Source organism: Mariniblastus fucicola (assembly GCF_008087665.1).
In the GTDB taxonomy this organism is placed as follows: Bacteria; Planctomycetota; Planctomycetia; order Pirellulales; family Pirellulaceae; genus Mariniblastus; species Mariniblastus fucicola.
Genome location: NZ_CP042912.1, coordinates 1,711,396 through 1,734,547, shown reverse-complemented (window position 1 = coordinate 1,734,547; position 23,152 = coordinate 1,711,396). Strand labels below are relative to the sequence as shown.

General features: G+C 53.5%; 19 protein-coding genes. 14 read left to right on the top strand and 5 right to left on the bottom strand.

All coding sequences use genetic code 11. From position 1 onward, the window contains the following. Positions 1–75 precede the first annotated feature (75 nt). A complete protein-coding gene (locus tag MFFC18_RS06385) occupies positions 76–1,188 on the bottom strand; it encodes an NHL repeat-containing protein (RefSeq protein ID WP_075084343.1) in 1,113 nt (370 codons plus the stop codon). Positions 1,189–1,449: 261 nt separating this feature from the next. On the opposite strand from MFFC18_RS06385, the gene MFFC18_RS06380 reads away from it, so the two are divergent. The 5 genes from MFFC18_RS06380 to MFFC18_RS06360 all read left to right on the top strand — a co-directional run bounded on the left by MFFC18_RS06380 (position 1,450) and on the right by MFFC18_RS06360 (position 6,366). Beyond that, a complete protein-coding gene (locus MFFC18_RS06380; RefSeq protein ID WP_162273945.1) occupies positions 1,450–2,448 on the top strand; it encodes a S1C family serine protease in 999 nt (332 codons plus the stop codon). 34 nt (positions 2,449–2,482) lie between these two features. Beyond that, entirely contained in the window at positions 2,483–3,733 is a 1,251-nt protein-coding gene (locus tag MFFC18_RS06375) for a PDZ domain-containing protein (protein WP_157665132.1), read from the top strand. Positions 3,734–3,810: 77 nt separating this feature from the next. After that, positions 3,811–4,746, top strand: a complete 936-nt coding sequence (locus MFFC18_RS06370) for a M48 family metalloprotease (RefSeq protein ID WP_238381250.1) — start codon at positions 3,811–3,813, stop codon at positions 4,744–4,746. Positions 4,747–4,764: 18 nt separating this feature from the next. Continuing rightward, the gene (locus tag MFFC18_RS06365; RefSeq protein WP_075084347.1) at positions 4,765–5,532 is read left to right on the top strand and encodes a carboxylesterase family protein; all 768 of its coding nucleotides are present in this window, start codon (positions 4,765–4,767) and stop codon (positions 5,530–5,532) included. 3 nt (positions 5,533–5,535) lie between these two features. Continuing rightward, positions 5,536–6,366: a phytanoyl-CoA dioxygenase family protein gene (locus MFFC18_RS06360; protein ID WP_075084348.1), complete on the top strand. Its 831-nt coding sequence runs from the start codon at positions 5,536–5,538 to the stop codon at positions 6,364–6,366. A gap of 87 nt (positions 6,367–6,453) precedes the next feature. Here MFFC18_RS06360 and MFFC18_RS06355 read toward each other — a convergent pair whose 3' ends face one another. Then, the gene (locus MFFC18_RS06355) at positions 6,454–7,122 is read right to left on the bottom strand and encodes a head GIN domain-containing protein (protein ID WP_075084349.1); all 669 of its coding nucleotides are present in this window, start codon (positions 7,120–7,122) and stop codon (positions 6,454–6,456) included. A 98-nt stretch (positions 7,123–7,220) separates the two neighbouring features. After that, positions 7,221–8,438 (bottom strand): hypothetical protein, encoded by a 1,218-nt coding sequence (locus MFFC18_RS06350; RefSeq protein ID WP_075084350.1) that lies wholly within the window; start codon positions 8,436–8,438, stop codon positions 7,221–7,223. A 330-nt stretch (positions 8,439–8,768) separates the two neighbouring features. Here MFFC18_RS06350 and MFFC18_RS06345 point away from each other — a divergent pair, with 330 nt between their 5' ends. The 4 genes from MFFC18_RS06345 to MFFC18_RS06330 all read left to right on the top strand — a co-directional run bounded on the left by MFFC18_RS06345 (position 8,769) and on the right by MFFC18_RS06330 (position 12,136). Beyond that, a complete protein-coding gene (locus tag MFFC18_RS06345) occupies positions 8,769–9,242 on the top strand; it encodes a hypothetical protein (protein ID WP_148618678.1) in 474 nt (157 codons plus the stop codon). A gap of 256 nt (positions 9,243–9,498) precedes the next feature. Next, complete coding sequence (locus MFFC18_RS06340; RefSeq protein WP_157665133.1) at positions 9,499–10,767, top strand: transglutaminase-like domain-containing protein; 1,269 nt, start codon at positions 9,499–9,501, stop codon at positions 10,765–10,767. Beyond that, entirely contained in the window at positions 10,767–11,768 is a 1,002-nt protein-coding gene (locus tag MFFC18_RS06335; protein WP_075084353.1) for a transglutaminase-like domain-containing protein, read from the top strand. Before MFFC18_RS06340 ends, MFFC18_RS06335 begins: the two co-directional genes overlap by 1 nt. 122 nt (positions 11,769–11,890) lie before the next feature. Next, entirely contained in the window at positions 11,891–12,136 is a 246-nt protein-coding gene (locus MFFC18_RS06330) for a hypothetical protein (RefSeq protein WP_075084354.1), read from the top strand. Positions 12,137–12,165: 29 nt separating this feature from the next. Here MFFC18_RS06330 and MFFC18_RS06325 read toward each other — a convergent pair whose 3' ends face one another. Together MFFC18_RS06325 and MFFC18_RS06320 are read right to left on the bottom strand one after the other, a co-directional pair. Further along, positions 12,166–13,887: a hypothetical protein gene (locus tag MFFC18_RS06325; RefSeq protein WP_148618677.1), complete on the bottom strand. Its 1,722-nt coding sequence runs from the start codon at positions 13,885–13,887 to the stop codon at positions 12,166–12,168. 63 nt (positions 13,888–13,950) lie between these two features. Continuing rightward, positions 13,951–15,858, bottom strand: coding sequence for a type II secretion system protein GspD (locus tag MFFC18_RS06320; protein WP_157665135.1), 1,908 nt, complete (start codon positions 15,856–15,858; stop codon positions 13,951–13,953). Positions 15,859–16,739: 881 nt separating this feature from the next. On the opposite strand from MFFC18_RS06320, the gene MFFC18_RS06315 reads away from it, so the two are divergent. From MFFC18_RS06315 to MFFC18_RS06295, 5 genes are all read left to right on the top strand, one after another. Further along, a complete protein-coding gene (locus MFFC18_RS06315; protein ID WP_148618676.1) occupies positions 16,740–17,267 on the top strand; it encodes a hypothetical protein in 528 nt (175 codons plus the stop codon). A gap of 157 nt (positions 17,268–17,424) precedes the next feature. Then, positions 17,425–17,958 (top strand): hypothetical protein, encoded by a 534-nt coding sequence (locus MFFC18_RS06310; RefSeq protein WP_075084359.1) that lies wholly within the window; start codon positions 17,425–17,427, stop codon positions 17,956–17,958. Between the two features lie 396 nt (positions 17,959–18,354). After that, positions 18,355–18,993, top strand: a complete 639-nt coding sequence (locus tag MFFC18_RS06305) for a sigma-70 family RNA polymerase sigma factor (RefSeq protein WP_075084422.1) — start codon at positions 18,355–18,357, stop codon at positions 18,991–18,993. After that, on the top strand, positions 18,983–21,595 hold the full coding sequence (locus MFFC18_RS06300; RefSeq protein ID WP_075084360.1) for a serine/threonine-protein kinase: 2,613 nt from the start codon (positions 18,983–18,985) through the stop codon (positions 21,593–21,595). Before MFFC18_RS06305 ends, MFFC18_RS06300 begins: the two co-directional genes overlap by 11 nt. Next, positions 21,592–22,785, top strand: coding sequence for a hypothetical protein (locus tag MFFC18_RS06295; RefSeq protein WP_075084361.1), 1,194 nt, complete (start codon positions 21,592–21,594; stop codon positions 22,783–22,785). Before MFFC18_RS06300 ends, MFFC18_RS06295 begins: the two co-directional genes overlap by 4 nt. Positions 22,786–23,152: the final 367 nt, after the last annotated feature.

Here is a 23,152-nt window from a genome sequence, read left to right as displayed (position 1 = left end):
ATCAGCCGGTTTTCGTGAAGCGAAGCTGGTTTTAAGGAAGTTCTGGATCGAATCCTGCGTGAAAAACGCCAGAGATCAGACCTTGGTGAGCTTCGTGACCCGTCCGGTTTTGACCCATTCAGCTACGAAAATACTTCCGTCGTTCCCAAAGCACGCGTCATGCGGATGCACGAATTGCCCATCAGTCCACTGGTCCGGTTTCTCCCGAAGTTTCTCTACTTCGTCGAGTCGAGCCCGACCGTCACCGAGCTTGGCCACCGGATTGTTTTCCTTGTCCAGAATCGTGACCATCCCCAACAGCTCAGGCACCAACATCAAGTCGCCCTGCGTATCGAAGTTCGCGGGCTTGCCGAATCCGCTCAGCGTTTCCATGTGCTTGCCATCCATGTCCAGAATCTGAACCTTGTTTCGGCTGCGATCGGTCACATAGAGCGATGGCGTTTTCCCGTCCCGCCGATCGACCCATAAACCATGTGAAAGATGAAACTGGCCAGGTTCCTTGCCCGGTCCGCCGAAGCAACGAACCCACTTTCCGTCCTTGTCGAACTCATGGATGAAGTAAGTTCCGTAGCCATCGGCCAGCAGAAACCCGCCGTTTTCCAGAAAGGCAAAATTGGTTGGCAGGAAACTTTTGCGATCCCAACCAGCTTCGGTCGCCAACGCTTCGCCGTCTTTATAAACGCCCGACTCCATCGGAGCACGCTGGTACCAGAGGATGTCACCTTTCAATGTCATTTTGGCGAACGACTTGATGCCCTGATACGCCGCGACGTACAGGAACTCTTCTCCGCCTTCGTTGCGAACTTCGATGCCATGCCCGCCGCCCTGAAACTGAGAACCGAAAGCGCGGATGAATTTGCCCGCCGCATCGAAAACGAAAATGGAAGGATGGTCTTTTAGATGACGGTGGCCTTCGTGGATCACGTAAAGATTGTCGTTCGAATCAACCGCCACGTTGTGCGTTGTTTGCCATTTGAATTTGCTCGGCAACTGGCAGAAGTCATGGTCGGCTTTGTATTGATAGTCACCTTCGCCGATGACTGTTTCGTTGGTTGCCTTTGTTTTCGAAGTACGAATCGCAGGTGCGGCAAAGGCCGTCGAGGCCGCGGCCGTGATCAGGACACTTGAGCTTGCGGCAACGAACTTTCGTCGATTCAGTTTCGTATCAATACGCGGAGTCCGGGACATGTTTCAACTTTCTGGAAAATTCTGCAATGGTTCAGACGCCAGCATTTTCGAGTGCTTGCAAGGGTTATCCTAACGAAACGCCGCACCGGTGTCTGCTTTTTTATGATCTGCATTCTGCAAAGTTCCCAAGGCCTGAAAGTGGACTTTACGTGTTAAAATACAGTAGCTAACGATCTCTCTTGAGAAATCCGACTTTATATAATGAAGCTGTTCTTCGAACCGACTTTGGAAACTGTATCAAGCCTCGAAAGGACTCGGGCCATGAGTGTTCTGTTTCGGCGACTCCGGCAACGCGCCGGCGAATCCTTCGGCGCCATTCTTCTGGCGGCCGCATGTGCGATCGCTTTCTCGCTCTCGCCAACGACCGGTTTGGCTCAGCAGTCCCCGGCGTCGATCCAGCAGCTTCGGGAGATCGAAGCAAAGGTAAAACAAGTCGTTGCACAGAACATGAACGCCTGCGTTTCGATCTCTGACGGAATCGGAGCCGGCAGTGGAGTCGTGGTGACCGAAGGCGGCCTGGTTCTGACTGCGGGGCACGTGATGGTGGGGCAGGGCGAGTACCAAATTCTGTTTCCTGACGGACGGACCGCACGCGCGAAACCACTGGGCAAGAACCTGGACATCGATGCCGGCATGGTGCAAATCATTGATCCGGGTCCATGGCCAGTTGCCAAAATTGGAAAATCAAAATCGCTCTCAGAGGGTGATTGGGTTGTGTTGTTGGGGCATTCAGGAGGTTTTGAGCTGGGACGCAAGCCGCCGGTGCGAACGGGCAAAGTGCTCGGGTTCAACGAATATCAAATTGAAACAGACGCTGTACTGATCGGCGGCGATTCGGGCGGACCACTGTTCAATCTGGAAGGCGAGCTGGTTGGAATTCACAGCTCGATTGGCGATTCGATCGCAGAGAACCGCCACGTGATGACCGAGATCTTCGCCAGAGACTACGATCGCATGAAGCGTGGTGAACAGTGGGGACGGCTACCGTCGTTGGCGGGCGACAATGATGGCACCAAGCCTCCCAGGATGGGGATCGTGGTTGATCGCGAAACCGGTCTGGTTAAAACAGTCAGAGACCGTTCGCCGGCATCCGATGCGGGAATCAAAGCCGGAGATATTGCCCGGGAGTTTGATGGAATTCGACTCGATAGCGGCAGTCATCTGATTCGTCTGGTGAAGGAAAAGATCACCGGTGATGTTGTGTTGATGAAGTTCGAGCGAAACGGCCGTTTGCTCGATTTCGAAGTTCGATTGAGGTAGCAGGATGCTGATGATTTCCCAAGGAGTTCGCGAAATGAAAATCAGACTTCTAGTGACAGGCTTTGTGTTCGTCATGTCGTTGACAATGGCGTTGCCCGCAGCGAAGGCTCAGCTTCCGCGCGACGTGCAGGACATGTTTGAAGGAATGCTGGACGATCTTGACGATGATCTACGATCCAAGTTTCAGGAAGCGATCGACAACGATACGCCAACCGTTGAGTTTACTCCTGAAGAATTCAAACGCTTTCGCGACGATCCAATCAATCCGTTCGACGGGCTGGATCGAATCGATGCCGAAGAAGGCGCAGGAAACATTGCGCTGAAGTTCGAGTTGCCCAGCATTCGCAATCGCATGATCAAGCCAAACGAACGGCAGGCTCCTGATCAGTTGAATCAACTGGACCCGATCGTGTCGAGCGTGATTCCCAGCGTCGTTGCCGTGATGAGCGACGATCGCCAGATCGCGTTGGGAACGGTTGTGGACCAGAACGGCTATGTGATCACAAAGGCTTCGGAAGTTAACAAGCGAAAGTACCTGAAGGTCGTGACCAGCGACTCACGAGACCATGTTGCGAAGATCGTGTTCGAGGACGAAGCGAACGACATTGCGGTCCTGAAAGTTGATGCGACGCTCCAGCCAATCAGCTGGGAGTCGGCGGAAGCTGATCTGGGTCAGTTTCTTGTACTTCCGGCGCCGAATGGAAAAGTGTTCTCGATGGGCAGTTACAGCGTTGTGCCGCGGACGACTCAGACTGGCAAACAGGCACTTTTAGGCGTGAACCCGGACAACGCCGCAAACGGGGTTTTGGTTTCCGAGATCCGACCCAACACAGCGGCTCACACAGCGGGCCTGGTCGACGGGGACATCATCACAAAAATCGATGGCGAATCGATTCGCGACGTTGGCGAGCTGGTGAACTCGATCCGTCAAAATTCGCCTGGTGACACGATTCGAATCAGCTACCTTCGCGGTGGCAAAGCCAGAAAAACATCGGCTGTTTTGGATTCGGTTGATTTGTCTGGCGATCGAGCCAAGCGTTACAAGATGATGAGCCGACTGGGAGCGATTCCCAGCAAGCGGGCTGACAATTTTCCATCCATATTCCAACACGATGCTCCTCTGTTTCCTGAGCAGTGCGGCGGACCGGTGGTCGATTTGGATGGAAACGTGATCGGCATCAACATCGCCAGAAACGGGCGTGCGGCCTCGTATGCGATACCGCTGGAAAATGTCCAGCAGCTGTTTCGGCAGTTTCTCCGTGAAGCGGTTGCGGTTCGCGAATAGCAACCCCGCTGGCTCGCTCTTGCGTTGCGCTCGACGTCCGCGAATAATGGTCCGACCCCAAACCCCCGGACCAAGAAATGAGCTATTACCCACAAGATCGCCAACAGCAAAGACGTCAACGCAGAAGAAGTATTTTCTCCGGCATGAAGCTGCGTCTATTGATCGGCGGTGCCATCGTTTTGTTCTCGCTGTTCCGATTTTACAGCAAGGGGCAGCCGAATCCGATCACCGGAAAGACACAGCGCGTCGATATGACGATCGACCAGGAAATCCGGATGGGCTTGCAGAGTGCGCCGTCGATGGGACATCCATCTCGCGATCCTCGAGGCACGTCGCACGTCCGCCAAGTCGGCTTGGAACTGGTGAACAGTTTGGAGCAAGCGTTGTACGCGCGAAACCCTCCGGTCAACAATCCCTACGATTTTGGATTTCACTTGCTGGCTGACAACCGCACCGTGAACGCGTTTGCACTTCCTGGGGGACAGGTCTTTATCACCGAAGCGCTCTACAACAAGCTTGAAAACGAAGACCAGTTGGCTGGTGTTTTGGGACATGAAATCGGTCACGTGATCGAACGCCATGGCTCGGAACGAATGGCGAAAGGCAGCTTTATTCAAGGGCTCGTCGGTGCTGCCGGAGTCGTTGGCGGTGGAACCAGTTCGGCCAGCGCCGCGTCTTACGTTGGCAACATGATGCAGATGAAGTACGGTCGGGGCGACGAACTTGAATCGGATGAATGGGGCGTAAAGTTGATGCTACTCGCCGGTTACAACGCCGACGAACTGCTCGGCGTGATGGACATCCTCGAGAAAAGTTCTGGCGGTGGCGGAGGCCCCGAGTTTATGAGCACGCATCCTCGTCCCGCAAACCGGAAGGCTTACATCGAGGAAATTCTGGCCAAGATCCCGCCAGAATTCCGCAAAGGGATCGGCCAAAATCCACGGCGAAACAATCGTACTGGACAGCAGCGTGGTTTAGACTTTGATCCAAACCCGAATCTCGATCTCGATTGAAAACTGGCAAGGACCACCATGAAAAACCTTCTCACGCTGTCGCTCGCACTATTCGTTTCACTGACTTTCATCGCTCAGCAAACCACCGCTCAGGATGCTGAATCGAATGAGCCGAAACCTGCGAAACAGGTTGAGCTGATATTCAAGACCAGCGATGGCGCTGAGGTTGGCTATCTGTTGTACCTGCCGAAGAACTACGATCCGGCCAGCGAAACGAAAGCACCATTCATGCTGTTCTTACATGGCCGCGGGGAAAGCAATGGGCCGCTGAGTCTGGTGGCGAAATGGGGTCCACCAAAGAAAGTAGCCGCAGGCGAAGATTTTCCGTTCGTCATGGTTTCGCCGCAATGCCCGCGAGAAGACTATTGGAGTTCGGAAACGCAACTGTCGCGGTTGACGGAATTGCTCGCAGACGTGAAATCCAAACACGTGTTCGATGAAAACAGAATATATTTGACGGGCCTGAGCATGGGTGGATACGGGTCGTGGTCACTGGCCAACAAGCATCCTGAAATGTTCGCGGCAGTTGCTCCAATCTGCGGCGGCGGCAAAGCTGAGTATGCAGGAAACCTGAAAGATATTCCGATCTGGACGTGGCATGGTGACCAGGACGGTGCCGTTCCGTATAAGCTCTCTGTCGAGATGGTGGACGCCATCAAGGAAGCCGGCGGGAGTTCGATCAAGTTCACTTCGCTTGAAGGCATCGGCCACAATTGTTGGTCGGCGGCTTACGCGACTCCGCAGCTTTATCAATGGATGCTGAAACAGTCAAACAAAACTGAGTGAGTTATGGTCAAGGTCGACGACATCGTCACGCCAACATTCGAACAGTTGGCAGAACTTCCTCGCGAAGTCGGCTTTGTTCCTGCTTCCAACCCAAGCCCAAAGTTCCTGCGGCCGGAACAGATCGAACAGTACAACGATCAGGGCTACGTCATGCCTTTCTACGGACTGGACGAAGCCGAATCGAAAGAGCTTCGTGCGTTTTTCGACGGAGTCCTCGCCGCGTTTATTGAACTTGGAAGAGACAGCTATTCGATTAGCACGGCTCATCTTCGATTCGCGCGGATCTGGGATCTGGTGAAGCATCCGAACATCGTCGGCCCGGTTTGCGATCTGCTGGGCGAGAACGTCGTGGCTTGGGGCTCGCACTTTTTCTGCAAGATGCCGCATGATGGCAAGCAGGTCGCGTGGCATCAGGACAGCACGTATTGGCCGCTAAGTCCAACCAAAACCGTGACGGTTTGGCTAGCGATTGATGATGCTGATCCTGAAAATGCGAATATGCGTTTCATCCCGCGGTCTCATCTGCATGGCCTGATTGACTACGGCAAAAGTGAAGACGATCGCGACGTGCTGAACATGGTTGTGGAAAACCCTGAGCAGTACGGCGGCGATCCCGTGGATGTCTCGCTCAAGGCAGGTCAGTTTTCGATGCATTCGGATCAGCTTTTACACGGATCCGAAGGCAACGATTCCGACCGGCGACGTTGTGGTTTGACGATTCGCTACGCCGCAGCCGATGTGAAAACCTGGTACGGCTGGGACCAGAAAGGCGTGCTGGTTCGAGGCAGCGATCCTGACGGCAACTGGCTCAATGCCCCCAGGCCAACGCATTAGCAAAGCACTGATCAAGCAGCGCGGCGAAAATGCTGAACTCGATCCCGACGCAAGGCGGGAGAATCAACTCATTCCGCGACGCAGCTCCTACTCGGCATCGCTGCCTTTGATCTCGACGTTGCCGACGCCGCTGGATTCTTTCTTCACATCCTCTGGGTTGCCGTAGACGGTGATACCGGCGACTCCGCTGGCGTTCGCATCAACCGATTGGGATGCGTGGACCGTGACTTTGCCCGTTCCAGACGCCTCCGCTTTGACGTCCTTCGCAATCAGGTCTTTCAAGTTCGCACTGCCGGTACCTGAAACCGAAACGTCCAACTGATCAACCTCTCCGTCGATGGTAACCGAACCAACGCCACTGATGTCGACCTTCATCGACGGACCACTGACATCGACTGCTTTTACGTTCCCGATTCCGGATGCAGTAACAGAATCGAGCGACGCAACCGATACTTTGACATCCAGGCCTTTGCTGGTCCGGATACTCCCTGACGTGTAAATTTTGAGCACGCCATTTTCAACGTCGGTCTTAACCATTTCCAACAGGTTGTCATCGATCGACACCGAAACGGATTGTTCGCCTCCGACCTGAACCTCGACATCGCCGATACCGCTTACGGAGATCGCGTGAAATTCGTCAACGGAACGATCCTGAGTGGCGACAACTCCAGAACCTGGTGTCCCGGAAAAATCGACATCACAGCCGGTCGAGAAAATCAGTGCCGCAGTTGCGACGACAAAAGTCAACGTTTTCATAGCTCACTCCAAATCAAATGTTTGCATTCGATTCTATTCGCAGCTGCCGAGCGAATCCTGGCAGCCAATTTTTAAAATTTCGAGATTCGAAAGAATGCCTACTCGATTTCGGTCGTTGCAGAGCGATTGGCGGCGACCACGTTGACCAAATTAACCAGCATGCTCTGCATCGTGTTCGAGCGTGTGTATCGCTCGACTGAGTGAAAACGACCGGTTTCGTCAAACACATCGATTGATGTGACGGCGCCAAGATTCAGCTTCCCGGACTCCGAAAGCCCCGCAATTGTCGCCTCTTCGTTGGGACTTTTGCGCCGGATGATCGCCTGAGCTGCTCGAATCGCTCGATCCTTGCGGTTGGTGAAGACCAATGTTTGCGCAACTGGCGTTACGCAACCGCACTTCAATGAGTTGCAGGCAACGTACTCGGCATTGATCGCCGGAGCCGCGAACGCGACCTGGTATCGAGACGGATCTTCACCCCTCGGCTGAAGAATTGGTGAATCGAAAGCCGAAAGGGCGACCTGGACCCCGAGGCTATACCCGAACACCAACAGGTTGCGATCGTGGAACTGGTTCAGTGTCGCCGCGAACGTTTCGCCCAGCCGAACGGAACGCTGGGATTTAATCAGAAAGTCCGGATACAGTCGCGTCTTTTCCTGCTCTGACTTCCACGCCCAAATTACGTAACGAACGCCGCCACGGCAATGGGCTTTCGACGCAAACGCGTTGCGATAGACCTGAAGTCCTCGAGCCGTCGCGTACTCTTCGTCCGTCATGTTACCGTGCACATACAGCACCGTGGCCAAGCCATCTCCACTGGCGTGAGCCGACGTCAAGTCCACCATTTGCCGCGGAACCAGTTCGCTGTCCACGATTTGCGATACTTTCAAAAGCGACTGGTCGGTTTCACCACAAAGGCAAGCCCGGGCGTTGATGAACCAGACTTCATCCTGAGGGAGAATTGTGATGCCCTCCATGCAACCCAGCGGCGATTTCTTGACGACGACGCACTGTTGCTGCCAGGGATCGCATTCCAGCACAATCGGTGCATCAGACTGAAATGCATTCGCAGAAGTGCTTTCGATGACCATTCCAGATTCGAACACGTGCTCATCGCCATCGATCAGCGGTTGAGCATTAATTGTGGTCAACCCAAGATCCAGCGTTGTTTCAGCTTCAACGGCAGACACCGGGGCGGGTGCTTCGGAAACCAGAACTGATTGTTCCTGCGCGTGTGCGTCAGTGCAGAACTGACTGCAGAACTGGATACCGGACAGAGCCAAACAGAGGCACAACAGTTTTATGTGTTCCGTCATGACGATTGTTCAATGGGCAATAGTTCAAGTTCAAAGTTGTAGACTCATTTGGCGTGTCGTTAGAACCGTCACAGTTTAACAACCGTTGCAACGCAATTTGAATGCAACGCATACGCCCAAAACTGTCTATCGGCAGCCTTCATGTCATTTTGAAATTTCTACACACATTTTCTTGCTCAAACTTATTGAGCGTGTATGTTTTCATGCCCCACATTCTCGTCCGCGTTGAGGGTTGCCTGAAACGCAAACTGCAAATGACCGTTTGTTGTCGCAATGGCGACACAGTTTCAACCCCGAAGACTTTTCAAACTCAAGACAAAAGGCGAAACAATGAAGAGACTGGTAACACTGGCTGCCTGCCTCGCCATGCTCACTTTCACCGGCTGTGCCAATGGCATTCTAAGCGGCGGACTGTTCAACAGAGGCTGCGATTCACGCCCCGGCCTGTTCGGCGGAAACGGACTGCTCTCTGACGGACCCGTCCGACAATTTTTGCGTGGCGACGCGTGTGATAGCTGCAACGCAGCGGCTGGACAAGTCGCACCTGGATACGCTGTTCCAACCTGCGACGCATGCGGTGCTGGCGTTCCAACTGATCCGTATGCAATGCCGGTCGGAGCAGCTCCTGTCGCTCAGCCTGCAACGTCTTACTACCCATCCAATGGCGGCGGCGTTTCACTTGGTCAGCCAATGTTCGAAAATCCCGGCGTTGGCCCCATCGACCAGGGAGTCATCCTTGGAACTCCCGGAATGATTGACTCGATCGACAACGGTCTTTCTGAGCCACCCGCCGGTATCAATTAACTTACTTGAGCGATTCAAACCGCCCAATTTCGGTCGAACCATCCTGATTTCGACCGAACCAAACAGGCAGCGACCCCCCGTCGCTGCCTGTTTTTTTCGCGCTTTCCGGCAATCGTAATGGCCTCTTCAGCCGGAAATTTCTTCTTTTCCGACACGACACGCCAGCAGTCAGCTTAAAATTACGAAAGAGTAATTGATAGGGAATCGTTGAGTTCAATACTTTGAGGCAATCATGCGGCTTGGTAACGCACTGGCAATGAAACGCACATCAGCGGCGACAAATCTGGCCATCGTCGTGGCGTGCATCGTGGTCGCTCCTTCTCTTGCGAGCGGCCAGGAACCCGAACGAGTTCCGTCGGGCGATTTGTCAGACTTCTTCAATCCGCCTGGCATCAAAACGGAAGGCCTGAATTCAACGACGCGACTGATCAGTCCGGACAAGAAGAAAGCTGATCCGAAAGAAGAGGACAAAGACACTGGCGCGATGGACGCAAATGGTGCCGCGACCGAACCGTCGTCGACGAGTCCACCTGCGGACGCGTCAGATGCGAATCCGTCTGCTTCCGAAGAGCCCGAAACGGAACCTCAACCACCCGAGGCTGCAAGCAACACTTCTGGGGCCGATCGTGTAAAGATCGAAGACGAAGAACTTGGAGAAATCGAAGGCGGCATTTCATTCGGCCCGCCGTCGGTGACGAACTGGCGCGTTGGTGTTGTCATGGCGACTGGAGCCAATCCCGTCCGCAACGCGACGTGCCGTATTCCGATTCCGATTCAGTGGCCCGAGCAAACAGTGTCTGTGTATGAGGAAAATTTGCCAGGCGAAATTAAAAGTGTCACTTGGGAAGACCTCGGCAACATCCGCTTGATGACGCTGCAGATGGTCAACGTTCCCCCGGGCACGAATGTCATCGCAACGGTTACTTTCACCGTCTCAACGTCACAAATCATTGCACCGAAGAACACTTCCATTTTTCGCATCCCGAGCAAACGGTCTCGCGAGATCAAAGCTTACTACGGCGAAAGCCCTGAGATTAGCATGCGGAATACGAAACTGAAGAAACAGGCGAAGACGTTGTTCCAAACCACGGCGTCGGACTGGGCCAAGGTCGAAGGATTGTACGACTGGGTCCGGGACAACATTGAAGAACGCTCTGGCGATGCCAAAGGCAGCATCGAAACGTTCCTGGACAAATCCGGAACCGGCGAAGATCGTGTCGGATTGTTTATCGCCATGTGCCGAATCAATAAAGTGCCAGCTCGCATGGTGTTCGTCGATGGTTCGCAATACGCGGAGTTTTATCTGGTTGATAACAAAGAAGTTGGACACTGGTTCCCGTGCAAAGTTTCCGGAATTCGCGAATTCGGCTCGATCGGCGAACCGCGGGTTATTTTGCAGAAGGGTGACAACTATCGTGTTCCGGGCGAAAAGAAAAAGCTCAAATTCGTTCCCGCAAAAGCCACCATCAAGGGCTCCCGACCTCGCGTGATCCGATTTGCCAGAGAACCTCTTTCGGTAAAGTAATGAAGACCAAATATCCAGAAATACTTCCGATCCTGTTCGCGGTTTTCATGGCCAGTTTTAACTGCGTCGTGGCTCAGGAAAAGACAAGGTCTTCCGAATCGACGACTGAAGATGCCCAGCCTTTCGTGCAACAGTTTACAGATGCAGAAGAAGTAGAATATGAGTTCGGCATCAGAATTCACTGTTCGGGCGGATATGCCCAAAACACAAAAGTGAATGCTCCCATTCCGATTCTTTGGCCGGAACAGGAAGTTGAACTTTATGAAGAAACGAAGTCCAACAACATCAAAAAGATCTCTATCAAGAAACTCGGCAAGACCGCTTCGATCATGGCGTTCGTCGTTCCAAGGTTGAACAACGGCGATTACGCAGAAGCCATTTTCCGATATCGCATCACACGTCGCAGTTCGATTCTGCCGAACGACACCGTTCAGTTCGAGTTTCCGAAACGGCTGACTGGAAAACTGAAAGCGTATCTTAAACCGAGCCCGTACATCGATTCAAGAAACAAGCAGATTGTCGCCATCGGCGAAAAGTTGTTCGCGGAAAACAAGGACTTGCCGGCTTGGGATCAAGTCGAAGCGGTTTACAGTTGGGTTCGCGAAAACATCAAGTACAAGTTCGACACCCAGCCCCACACCTGTGCCGAGACGCTTGCAAAAGGGCAGGGGGATTGCGGCGAGTTGACCGCTTTGTTTATTGCCATTTGTCGATCGCAAGGCGTTCCGTCACGTGAAGTCTGGGTTCCCGGACACAGCTATCCAGAGTTTTACCTCGCGGACGAGACAGGCAAGGGGCACTGGTTCCCGTGTCAGATCGCCGGACAGAACCATGAGTTTGGTGAGATTCTGGAAGACCGCCCGATCATCCAAAAAGGCGACCGGTTCAAAACGCCAGTCAGCACCAAAACCAAACGCTATGTGGAAGCCGGTTTGAGTTCGTCGCACTCGACAGGAAGGCTCCAGGCCGAGCACTTGATGCGGAAAGTTGGCGAAAAGTAAGTGCTGGGTTTCGACCCGCAGAACACGGCAATCGATAGCTGGTTCGCTCGATTGAAATTTCTCTGTTAGACTTGTGCGAGATCAATTGCGCGAAACACACGCAGAGAAATGTGGCTTCATCTATGTCCGGCACCAACCCAAACCCGACTCGTCCGCGAACGGCAACTTTCACCATTCGCTCGATCTTCGTGATCACGACCGTGTTCGCCGCGGCCGCTGTCAGCTTGGGCTATCTCTTTCGCGCCGCCAACGGAAACTCGGACGAAATCGGTCCGTTTGTGATCTACACCATGCTGATGCCGTTGGCATTGATGGTCGCAATGAGCTGGACGTTTCGAATTGCGAAGTGGTTCAAGAAGCGCAGCTAGTCATGCTTTGTCGCGATTCAACTTGCCAGCTATTCGCCCGAAGGTGAATTGGGGTTTGCTGAAGAGGCCGCGACTTTGGGATCCGGAATCGTCCCCGGCGAACCTGGTAATTGCGGATCGTTTCCGACTGGCTTTTCGATGTTGAGAACAAACTCCCGCTTCGCGATCTGGTTGGACTTCGCATCGGCGAACGTCAGCTCGATCGGCAGTTCACCTTCCGGGATACTGGATTCGATCCTGAATTCCAATCGGCGTTGCGAAGAAGGCAGCAGCCACTTTCCGTACCCTGTTTCAGCCGTCTGGTTGTTTCCCGTCGCCGAGCGGTATTTGATCGTTGCACTAATTGGAATCGGCAACGGTGACTGATTCATCACGTCGACAACGAAAGCTCCTCCTTCGACATCCGTGTCCAATCGCATGGCATTGGTTGCGAGGATTGGTGAAAACGGATCGGAGCCCTGAAACGCGACTGGCAAGTTGCATTGCTTGTCGTAACGGCCCTCTTCATCGAGTTCGACGATATTCAAATAGGCCAATCGATGCGACTCATTGTCGGCCCTGGACGTCACCGACAACATGGATTTGCGCTTCGCCCCAGGAGCAATTGAAATTTGCTGCGGACGGACTGACAGCCACTTGATCACTTCGCCGCGATCGTCGACCGGAGCCAAATCGAGCGTAACTTTTCGATTGGAAAGATTGGTCAGGTGCACGGGCACAAATCGTTTCGCACCACGCTGGCGACTGAGGAACAGCTGAGCCGGATGGACGTGAATCCCTGGCGAAACCTGGGACGCGAATGTGGCCTGCGCGGGAAAGTCATCCGGTCCGATCATCAGCGGCGTTGTCGCGACAAAGATTGTTTTGCGTTTCCGCATCACCCGAGTCTCAAACGCAAACTCGCCAGGAAAAATCGCGTTCGGCCAACCGGAAACCATCCGCAACCGCGTCTTTGGGAAAATTCGAGTGATGTACTTTTGAGGTGGATTGTCGCTCGAGTTGATCGGTGCGAAAAGCTTGATGCCTTTCTTGGTCTCCGCATAACCTTCGCGAGAAAGGTTGGATTCCAACTCGAACTCAATCGTGCTATCGGTCGGATTGAAGACCATCACCTGAGCAGATGGAACGCCGTTGTACTCAGCCAGTTCCGCCGTTTCGATTTCGAGCTTGTTGATGTCTGTGCCACGGCCGTTGGTGACCGTCACATCGCAGCGCAAAATGTACTGCGAGACGAATTTGACGCCGTAGGTGACTTGTCCGTCACGCGTTGGATTGTCGTCAAGGTAACCGTTGTCCTGCACCAGAATTCCGAACGAATGGAAGTCCGAATCGTTTTTCGGCAATCGGATCTTGCCACTCAGAATCATCTCTTCACCAAGTTGCAGATCGTATTCTGTTTTGGAATCCAAAATGATTTCAGCTGGAGCCGGGCTTTCGAGATCTGCACGAATTGCGCCCGTTTCGAATTGACGAAGCGCGACGGGTCGAACGCTGACTCTGACGTTTTCTCGCACCGGTTCCATGCGAAACTCGAACGGGATCGTCTGGCCTTTCCTCGCATCGATGCGGTTGACTGCGGGCTTGCAGTAAAACGCGGGCTTGAAGGCGGCTTCGACCTGAGGCCCTCTGTTGGCTGGCGATCGACGTGAGCTTCGGGCGGAGTTTTGCGCTGAAGCAAACGTTGTGAAGACGCTGGCGAAAATGATGAGTGCGACGAACGGAAGTCGCATTGAATTCGAATTACGTGTCATAGTCGGTCTCGATATCGGGCCGGTAAAACCACTGGACCGAAAACGTGGCTGACGAATTCGGGGTTACCGATGGTCCGATTGTTGAACGGAGTTTTGCATGATCCGGGCGGAAGTCCCCGAATGGTTTTGACGCTGTCGCGGTGGTTGTTGGTAAACTTGCGTTGTTTTGGCAGGCCGTGCTCGCAGAATTTTCCGAGTTTCCGGACTGGATTCTGACTGTATGTCGACAGCTTGAGTTCGGGTTTGCCCTACCCGACGTAGATTCGGCGTCTGAGTGACTGGTTGCTCGGAATCCGACGCATCCTGCTGGTTAATATGATTCTGCAAAGTTTGCGGGTGGTAAGTTTGACCTGTTAGCGAAGATTGCTGATATGACCGCGTCGGCATCTGAATCGTTGGCTCGACATGAACCGGCTGGGAATAGAGCTGCGGCGCGGCGGGAGTCGGCTGTGGTGCTGGCACGTATTGCGGTGCTGGTTCGTGCTGCGGAGCAGGAACATGCTGTTGCACCGGAATCTGTTGCAGAGCTGGAACTTGCTCGGCAGCGGACGGCTGTTGTTGAACCTGAGGGATTTGAGCTGGGTCGGCGTAGACCGGCTGATCGGAAAGTTGAATGTATTGCGCCGCGTCTTGCGAATGCGAAACGGCGGGCTGCTGATACTGAATCTGAGCATGTTGTTGCGGAGTCTGGGCGATCGGACCACCAAGTTCCAGGCCATTGTCACGCGGGAACTGTCGTTGATAGCAAAACTCGTTGCCCGCTTGAGCCGCTGCAACGGTGCCCTGCATCGGATGCGGCGATCCCGTTCTGACGATCCGCGGCGAAATGAAAACGACGACTTCGGCAGCAGCTTCTTCCTGCACGATTTGTGTAAAGAAGCGGCCCACCAGCGGGAGATCTCCCAGAACCGGAACGCGACTGACTCGATCCACCATCTGATTCTGCATCAAGCCACCGATGACGACTGTTTCCCCGTCGCCGACATGAACCGTCGTTGAAACCTGTCGACGGTTGATCAACGGGTAGGGATTGTCAACCGCCGGATCGTCGACGGTTGCCCGAATGTCTTCACTGACTTCTGCTTTTTCGATCACCATAGTGACATTGTCGCCGCGGATGGTTGGCGTGATGATCAGCGAGATACCGGCTTCGACTTTCTGGATGTCCTGTCGGAAAAACGTCTGAGCGCTAAGTGCCAGAGGCTGTGTACTGAAAAAAGACTCACGAGCGATCGAAATCTCCGCTTTTTCGCCCGTCTTCGCCATTACGTGAGGCGTTGCCCGAATCGAAAGATAGCCTTCCTGTTCGAGGGCCCGAACGAAGAAAGACGTCAAAGCAAAATTGCTGAACAGATCCTTGATCGCGGCACCGCTCAAGTTTCCGGACAATTCAAGTCCGTCCAGATCGAAGTTAAATCGATCGTCGCCATCGGTGTAGCCCTGACCAACATTGGTGCCAAACTGGAACCCTGTATCGGGCGACACGACGACAACCATGGCCTCAAGCACGACTTGGGGAACCGGACGATCGAACAGTCGCAGTTCTTCCTCGATCTGATTCGCGATCTTCGTCGGAGCTTCCACAATTACCATGTTGCGTTTTGGCGCAACGCGGACAAACTGACGATTCTTTTCAGACAGCAACTCCACTAACTCCATCGGAGCCGCGAAGACAGGCGAATAGTCCAAGCGATCCGCAATCATCGAAAACATCGGCGAGCTTGGATCGGTACCGCAAACCATGTACTGCCCGTCGATGACTCGATAATGATGGCCCAACGGTAGCAGGACTTTTTGCAACGCCTGCTCAAGCGGTTCGTTCTGAATGAGCGTCGTCACCGTTCCGGCCACTTGATCGTCAACGATGATGGAGACATTTGCCTGCGAAGCAATTGCCTGAAGTGCCTCGCGAACATCGGTCTGGTCAAATATTTCGTCGATCAGGGCGTTACCATTAGGGCCCCGTTTCACCGGAGTTCGCGGCTGAGGCGTTCGGGAGATGGTTCTGCGTGGACTGCCGATTCTGGTCGTCGTTGAAACAGGTCGTCCGCTTGCCGATGAATCCGTTGCATTGGGATCACCGAGCGTTTCAAATCCGCCAAAGTCAGCCGCCTTCAAAGATTCCTGTGCAATGTCTGCAATGGACCTGGACTGTGTTGCTGTTGCTGCACCGCGAGGCGAGACAGACTGGCATCCGGCAGTGCAAAACACTGAAACGCACAGAACAGGAATTGCGCACTTCAGAGCTAGCGTTTTTAGGTGATGGCGAATTGTGTTTGCCATTGCTGAAGTGGAAAGAGGGTGTGAACAAGGGAGTGGAGGCTCAGTTTCCGAATCGAGATCCGAAACGGCAGGACATTGCTTTTCATTTCGGCCTAAAAGGCCACACAAAAGCAGTAAAATTCCGTAAACCCTACGCTTTCGTTAAAATTTGCGGCTGCCTCCCAAACCTCGCAGCCCTCCAAAACCTTGCCATTAACCCCGGTAGGTGAAACCTTCTTCTTTCTGCCTGCCCTGCCTAAACCCTTTCAACCGTTATTCCGATCATCGTTTTGGACGAATAGCCGGTGGGAGGTTTACCCGATCATGGCCACAAAGGTGACTCGATTCATCGGCTTTGCAATGAGCGCGCGACATGCCTCAGCCGGTGCAACTGGATCAATCGATAGCCGAGAGCGGGGAAACGTCCATCGACTCCAGCTTTAGTCCCGCTCGGCGTAACAAATCAGCATAGAGATTCGACGGGAGACGTAAGCACCTGCTTCAATCCCGGCGAGTTCTCTACCCAGTTTTTACCTTTCCTCAGGGAACTCAATCACATTTCGCGCACGTTTTAAACCTCGGAGACCATGATGCTTTCACGTTTTTTAACTTCACTCGCTCTAGCAGTTGCTTTTACCGTTTTCATGAGCGGCAGTGCATTCGCTCAGTCGTCATCAGATACAGACTCTCAAACTTTCACTGTCGTTGTTGGTGATGCGATTTCGATCACTGCACCTGCAGACGTTTCGATCAACCACAACCTGAGCGACTCGGATCAGCCGTTCGCGCAGCAAGCCTGGAACGTCTACACTTCGAACGCTACGGGCGCGTCGGTTGTGATGAGCATGGGACGTTTCGTCCACACTGGGGACTCTGCTTTCTTCCGCAACGGTCAAATGGACCTTGCTCTCGTTAGCTCTGACTCCACCGCCAACTGGGTTGTTGACACCGCCACTGGCGACACTTCGGGAACAGGAACGGCGTCGGTTGCAGCATCATCTACCGGCCCAGGCTCTGGCCAGCTCGGACTGAACGTGACGTTCATCGAAACCGACGCTTCTACGCTTGCTGCAGGCGATTACGTTGCAACGGTAACTGGCACCATCACCAATAACTAGTTGAACACAAGTTCAAGTTCAGATATCGAGGCGAAAGCCTCGACTAAACTGTTACAACAGAGATGTGGTCGCAAGCCGGGTTGGTCGGCGACCACATACTTTGCCAGTCATTCTTTTTCATTCAAACTAGCCAACCCCAGTGGACCCAAAATCGGCGATGAGACTTTCCAATCTGCCAATTTTACTCATCGCAATTGTTTGCTTTGGCCACATTCTTTGCCAGCAGGCGAACGGGCAGACCTCAGCATCCCAGTTCTATCGCGTGACCGTCAATGAAGGAATCTCATTGCACAGCCCTGGCGATGTTCTTATTTCGCACGACCTGACAGACAACAATCAGGTTTTCCCGGAACAGCCCTGGGTTGCTTACACTTCAAACATGAATGGTGCTTCGGTCGATTTCACGATCGGAAAATTCATCCACGAGGACTACACGTTCTTTCGGCGTAACTCAATCATCAACCTTCGGGTGATCGATTCGTCGCCAAGTGCCAACTGGACGGCAACCGTTCCAAACGGACAGACGTCAGGATACTTCTTTGGCAATCAAACAGCGACCGTCAGTGCCGAATCCGATGGGTCCGGAGAAGGGATTCTTGGAATCACCGTTAGCTTTGACGAGTTCTACTATCGTTTTCTGGCGAGCGGGCGATACAACGCTACTGTCGTTGGCACAATCACCAACAAGTAGACAGCAAGGTGTTCGCTGCGTGATTCAGCGCATCGATGGCCGCTGGTCACGAGAATCCTTGAGCGCGAATTCCAACGCGGCACGATCGAACTCGGACCAACTCGGGATTCCAGAAGCCGGCCTCTTTCTCACGACAGCTTCTTTCTCACAATATTTTGCTTTTCCAGTGACACCTGCGTTCCAAATCGGCCGGGACCGTTTACGAAGGGTTTGCAACGGTTTTATCCGTTTCTTAGGTGGATGTTTATTGAGCGGCGTTCATCAGACTCCGCATTCGCACACGACGAATCCTGCCTGAGCAGTGCTCCTGATTGAATTTAGCTTGGGCAAGGTTTGAACGCGATCGTGCAAGGTTTGAGTTACAATGGCGATTCGTCAGTTCGGGAGTTGGCCAACATGAGTGAAAGTTCCTATCCAACGCTTAGCCTCCTGCATCGAGCCAGGGAAGGTGATGGGAGCAGTCTGGGCATTCTCCTTCGCAAGTACTTCCGATACCTCAACAGCCTTTCGCATGGGCATTTGGATGACCGGATAGGTGTCCGGGTTAGCGCGTCAGATATCGTGCAAGATACGCTGCTGGAGGCTCACCGGGACTTCGGAAAATTCTCCGGCACGACGATCGAGGAGTTCACTGGCTGGCTTCGCAGAATCCTGTTCAACAATTTGGCGACGGCGATCGAGAAACATGTCCTTGCGGACAAACGCGACGTTCGAAAACAACGTTCATTGGATCAGGAAATTGGACCGGCCGACCAATCGCATGCCAGACTGGCAAAATACCTGCAGCAGGATGCAACTTCTCCCAGTACACCGATGCAGCGAGATGAATCGCTGGACCAACTTCTGTTGGCAATCAACACATTGCCTTCCGACTATCAAACCGTCATCCGGATGCGTCATTTTGACGATCTCTCCTTCGCGCAAATCGCAAAGCAGCTGGACCGAAATTCGGGAGCTGTGCGAATGATGTGGGTGCGAGCGATTGAGAAACTGCGAGTTGTTCTGAAGCGTCTGGAGGACAACCATGATGCATGATGACAGCCTTCAGTTTCCCGGCGACGCGGGAGTGCATACGTCGGAGCATGCGGATTGGAGTTCAAAAGAGTTCTCGGCTGCGGAAACAAAACTGGCCGAGATTTTCGAGCGATATTCTTCCGCGCTCGACGCCGGCGATCACGATCTTGCCGAACAGATACTTGCGGAACATCCTGAGATTGGAGACGAGTTCCGGACGCCGCTGCGTGGCCTTTATTTGCTGGGACGAGAAGCACGGGCTCAGAAGGAAGAATCGCATCAGACTGACGCTCCGGCCAAGCGGCTTGGCGATTTTGAACTTGGTGAGGAACTGGGACGCGGCGGGATGGGCATTGTCTACGCCGCAAAGCAGATTTCGTTGCAACGTGATGTTGCATTGAAGATTCTTCCTTTCACAGCGGTGCTTGACCCTCGCCAGGTGGCTCGATTCCAGAACGAAGCCCAAGCCGCGGCCTCTCTGCATCATCCCAACATCGTTCCGGTTTACGGCGTCGGTTGTGAGCGTGGCGTGCATTACTACAGCATGCAGATGATCAAAGGCCAGACGATCGCTCAGCTGATTCGACAGCTTCGCGACACGCGTAACGGGCAGGAATCCGACACCGAGCAACTTACGGAACATCTTTCTTCGCTCAGCACGGTGGCGTCGATTCAATCGCGCAGTTTCGTTCGGAACGTCGTTTCGGTCGGAGTCCAGATCGCGGAAGCAGTTCATTTTGCTCACGAACATGGCATCATCCATCGCGACATTAAGCCTTCGAACCTGCTGCTTGATCAGAACGGAACACCGTGGGTGGCGGATTTTGGTTTGGCACGTGGCCGCGGAACAGCCAACCTGACTTCGCAAGGAGATCAAGTTGGAACACTTCGCTACATGAGCCCTGAGCAGGCTGCGGGACGCAATCACGAGGTCGACTTTCGCACCGATGTGTATTCATTGGGCGTGACGCTGTACGAACTGCTTACTCTGCAACCTGCGTTTGAGGAAAACGATCGCATCAAGCTGCTCTCACAGATCCAGTCGGACGAGCCGTTGTCGATGCGATTGAGTAACCCGTCGATTCCTTACGATCTTGAAACGATCATCAGTAAGGCAACTGAGAAGAATCCTCATCAGCGATATTCCAGCAGCGCCGCGTTGGCTGACGACTTGAATCGATTCCTGGAAGGCAAAGCAATCCTGGCGACGCGAAAGTCGATCGCTGAACGAGCCGCGGATTCGATTGCGAGAAACAAACGCGTCGCCATGCTCGCTGCGACAGCCCTGCTTTTAACGACGTTGGCAGCCATCTTTGTTGCATCCGTGTTTTATCATCAGCGACAACGCGAACAGGCAGCGGCGGACAGAGCCAGGTTCTTTTTGCAACAAGCTCACCAGACCGTCGATCGATTCAACTTGCTGATGTCGGATCAACTGTTGGCCATGCCGGACTCTGAACCGCTTCGGCGGGAGATGTTCTCGGAGTCGATCGGCTACTATCACGATTTCCTGGACTACGCCGCAACCAATCCGGGCTTCGAAATCGAACAAGCGAAAACTCACGCTCATCTGGCCAGACTTTATGAGCGTGCTGGCGATATTTCGAAAGCGCAGGGCGAGTATCAAACCGCGATCTCGCAATTCAGAGTTCTTCCCGCTGACGAAATGCGATTGGAGGAAGCCGTTGCCCTGAATCGGCTTGGCCTTTCCCAGCATCGAGTCGGCGAGCTACGACTGGCCGATGAATCGATTCGCAATTCGATCGCGATATTCGAAAACTTCCCGGATCAGCCTAGCGCCCTGCTGCCTCATGCGATGGCGTTGGCGAATGCGGCGACGATTGACAACGCCAGTGGTCGCACAAAACAGGCGAAGGCAAACTATGAGAGTGCACTAGCCTTACTGGCGAAGACTCCTGCTGGCGAGAGCGAAGAACTGCTCGTTGCAAGGGCGAAAATCACCAACGGCTATGGCGCGCTGCTCAGTCAGACCGATCCGCAAAGAGCGATCCAGTTTCTGGTCGAAGGGATCGCGACGCTCGGTGAGTCGAAAGCCCAACTTCAGGACCAAACTTCTGCCTCGTTTCTTGTGGAAGAGAACGACCTGCATCTTGCTGACATGCACAACAATCTGGCAATTTTGTTTTCTCGAGAAGGCCGATTCGAGGACGCAATTTCGCATGCTCAAAAGGCGATCGATTTCTGGGAAGATCGAATCAAGCGACATCCGTCACTTCGCGACTCTGATGGGCGACTCGCGACGGCGTTCAACACGCTGGGGGAAATCCATTGGCGTCAGCAGGACATTCGCAAAAGCGACAGATTGTTCGCCAAAGCCGAGGCCTTGTTACGCAAAGCTGAAAAGTCATCTTCCGATCCGGAGACGCAAAGTCGTCTGGCGGGAGTTTTGCACAACCGCAGCCTGATTGCGTTTCGCAGCGGCAATCTGATTTTGGCCAAATCGCGAATTGAAGATGCGATTCTGAGCCAATCTGAAGCAGTGGTTTTGGCGCCAAAGAATGAGCTTTATCAACAATTGCTGACCTCTCACAGAGAAGCTCGGTCGGCGTATACCAAACAGCAGTCCTCTCCGGTCTCAGCAACTACAATGGAAACCCGATGAAACGCAAACTCGGAAAATCCAAACGACGATCACGGGACTCGCGCGACAGCCGATTCCTGTTCGTGAACCTTGAGGCCAGGCAACTGCTCGCTGGTGATGTCTCTGCGCCCGAGCTGAACTTCAAATTCATCGGGCCAGTGATCGAAGTGACCGCGACGATCAAATCGGCGTCCGCTGAACAGGCGACGAAATCGGAATGCGAAAATGTGACGGACGATCAAAGCGAAGAACAAACGAAAGTTTGCATCGCCGACGACGACACGCCAACCATCATCCAGTTTGATGCGGTCGACCTCTACTGGGGAATAGATGGTGACGAGGTTACGTTTTCACAATCAGATTCAGGGAATCCTGGAGAGCGGTACAATTATTACGACGGAAGGTTCACCGGCTATGAATACGATCAAAGCGCTGACCCTGCCAAAATGCCGGAAGAGCCTGCGCCGATCAGCTTGATCATTCGCGAGCCCGTTAGCGATTCCATGCCGTCTGACAAGGCACAGGAACTGACTCCGATGAAAGGCATCTACTTCAATGAACCGGCAAAGGCTTCTCAAGCTCTTTCGGCAACCGAACTTGAAATTGATTCGTCGGCGCGGTCGGGTCTTCTGGCACAGAACCAAATGTTCGCTGTGATTTCGCCATCCGAGATCGCGTCGCGAAATGCTGCTACTTTCTCAGCAACGGCGGTCGCAGCATCGAGCACAACAAAGAATTCGCCTGCTTCCGCGGAACAGATTGCACAGATCGATTCAGCGACTTCGACGACTACCCCATCGCCGACGTTTTCTAAATCCTTTGTTGCTCCTTCGCAGCAACGTGTTCCTGCGGCCAGCGTTGAAAGCTTCAAGTTTCGCTTGAGCTCTGAACGCGGAACTGGTGTGACTTCGCCGAGAACAGTAGCCCAGTTAGCACTCAAACAAGCGACACCAAACCAGTTTTCGATTCAGTCCAATATTTCAAGGGCGTTGATCGACCGGCTGTCTGGATTTAAAAATTCGGGGTCGAAGTCGGAACCTGAAGCACAGGTTCGTCCGGCTGAAATCGACACCGATGACAACAACGACGTGCGTGACAAGGCATTTGCTCGCCGGATTCAGGTTTTCGAATCGGCCGTCACCCTGGTCGGCTTGCCTACTTCCCGAATTTGGCGAAACGACGACGAATCGACCGTCAGGTCACCGGTGTAAGATATCAGCCGCGACCAAATCGCTCATTCTTACAAGACCCAACTTTACAAAGGCTGCTTCGGCTACGATTTGCTAATCAGACCGATCGCCAGTCGCGCAACGGTTCTTACGTGGTCGGCCCGATGATTGCCGTGTTGGCTGCCATGAGTACCGGATTGAATTTCGGAATCAATCCCGCTCTCAGAGCCGTGATGCTGGATCCAACCAAAGCCCTGAGACGCCTGCAGCACTGCAACTACCGCCAAATGGCGACTGCTGCAGGCCACCCTCGAAACAGTTTTCAAAGCGGACTGAAAAATACACTGGAAAATCGTCCAAACGACTTCCGGTGTTCGAGTCCTCGGATTTCGAGTCTGCTCGCACGTCA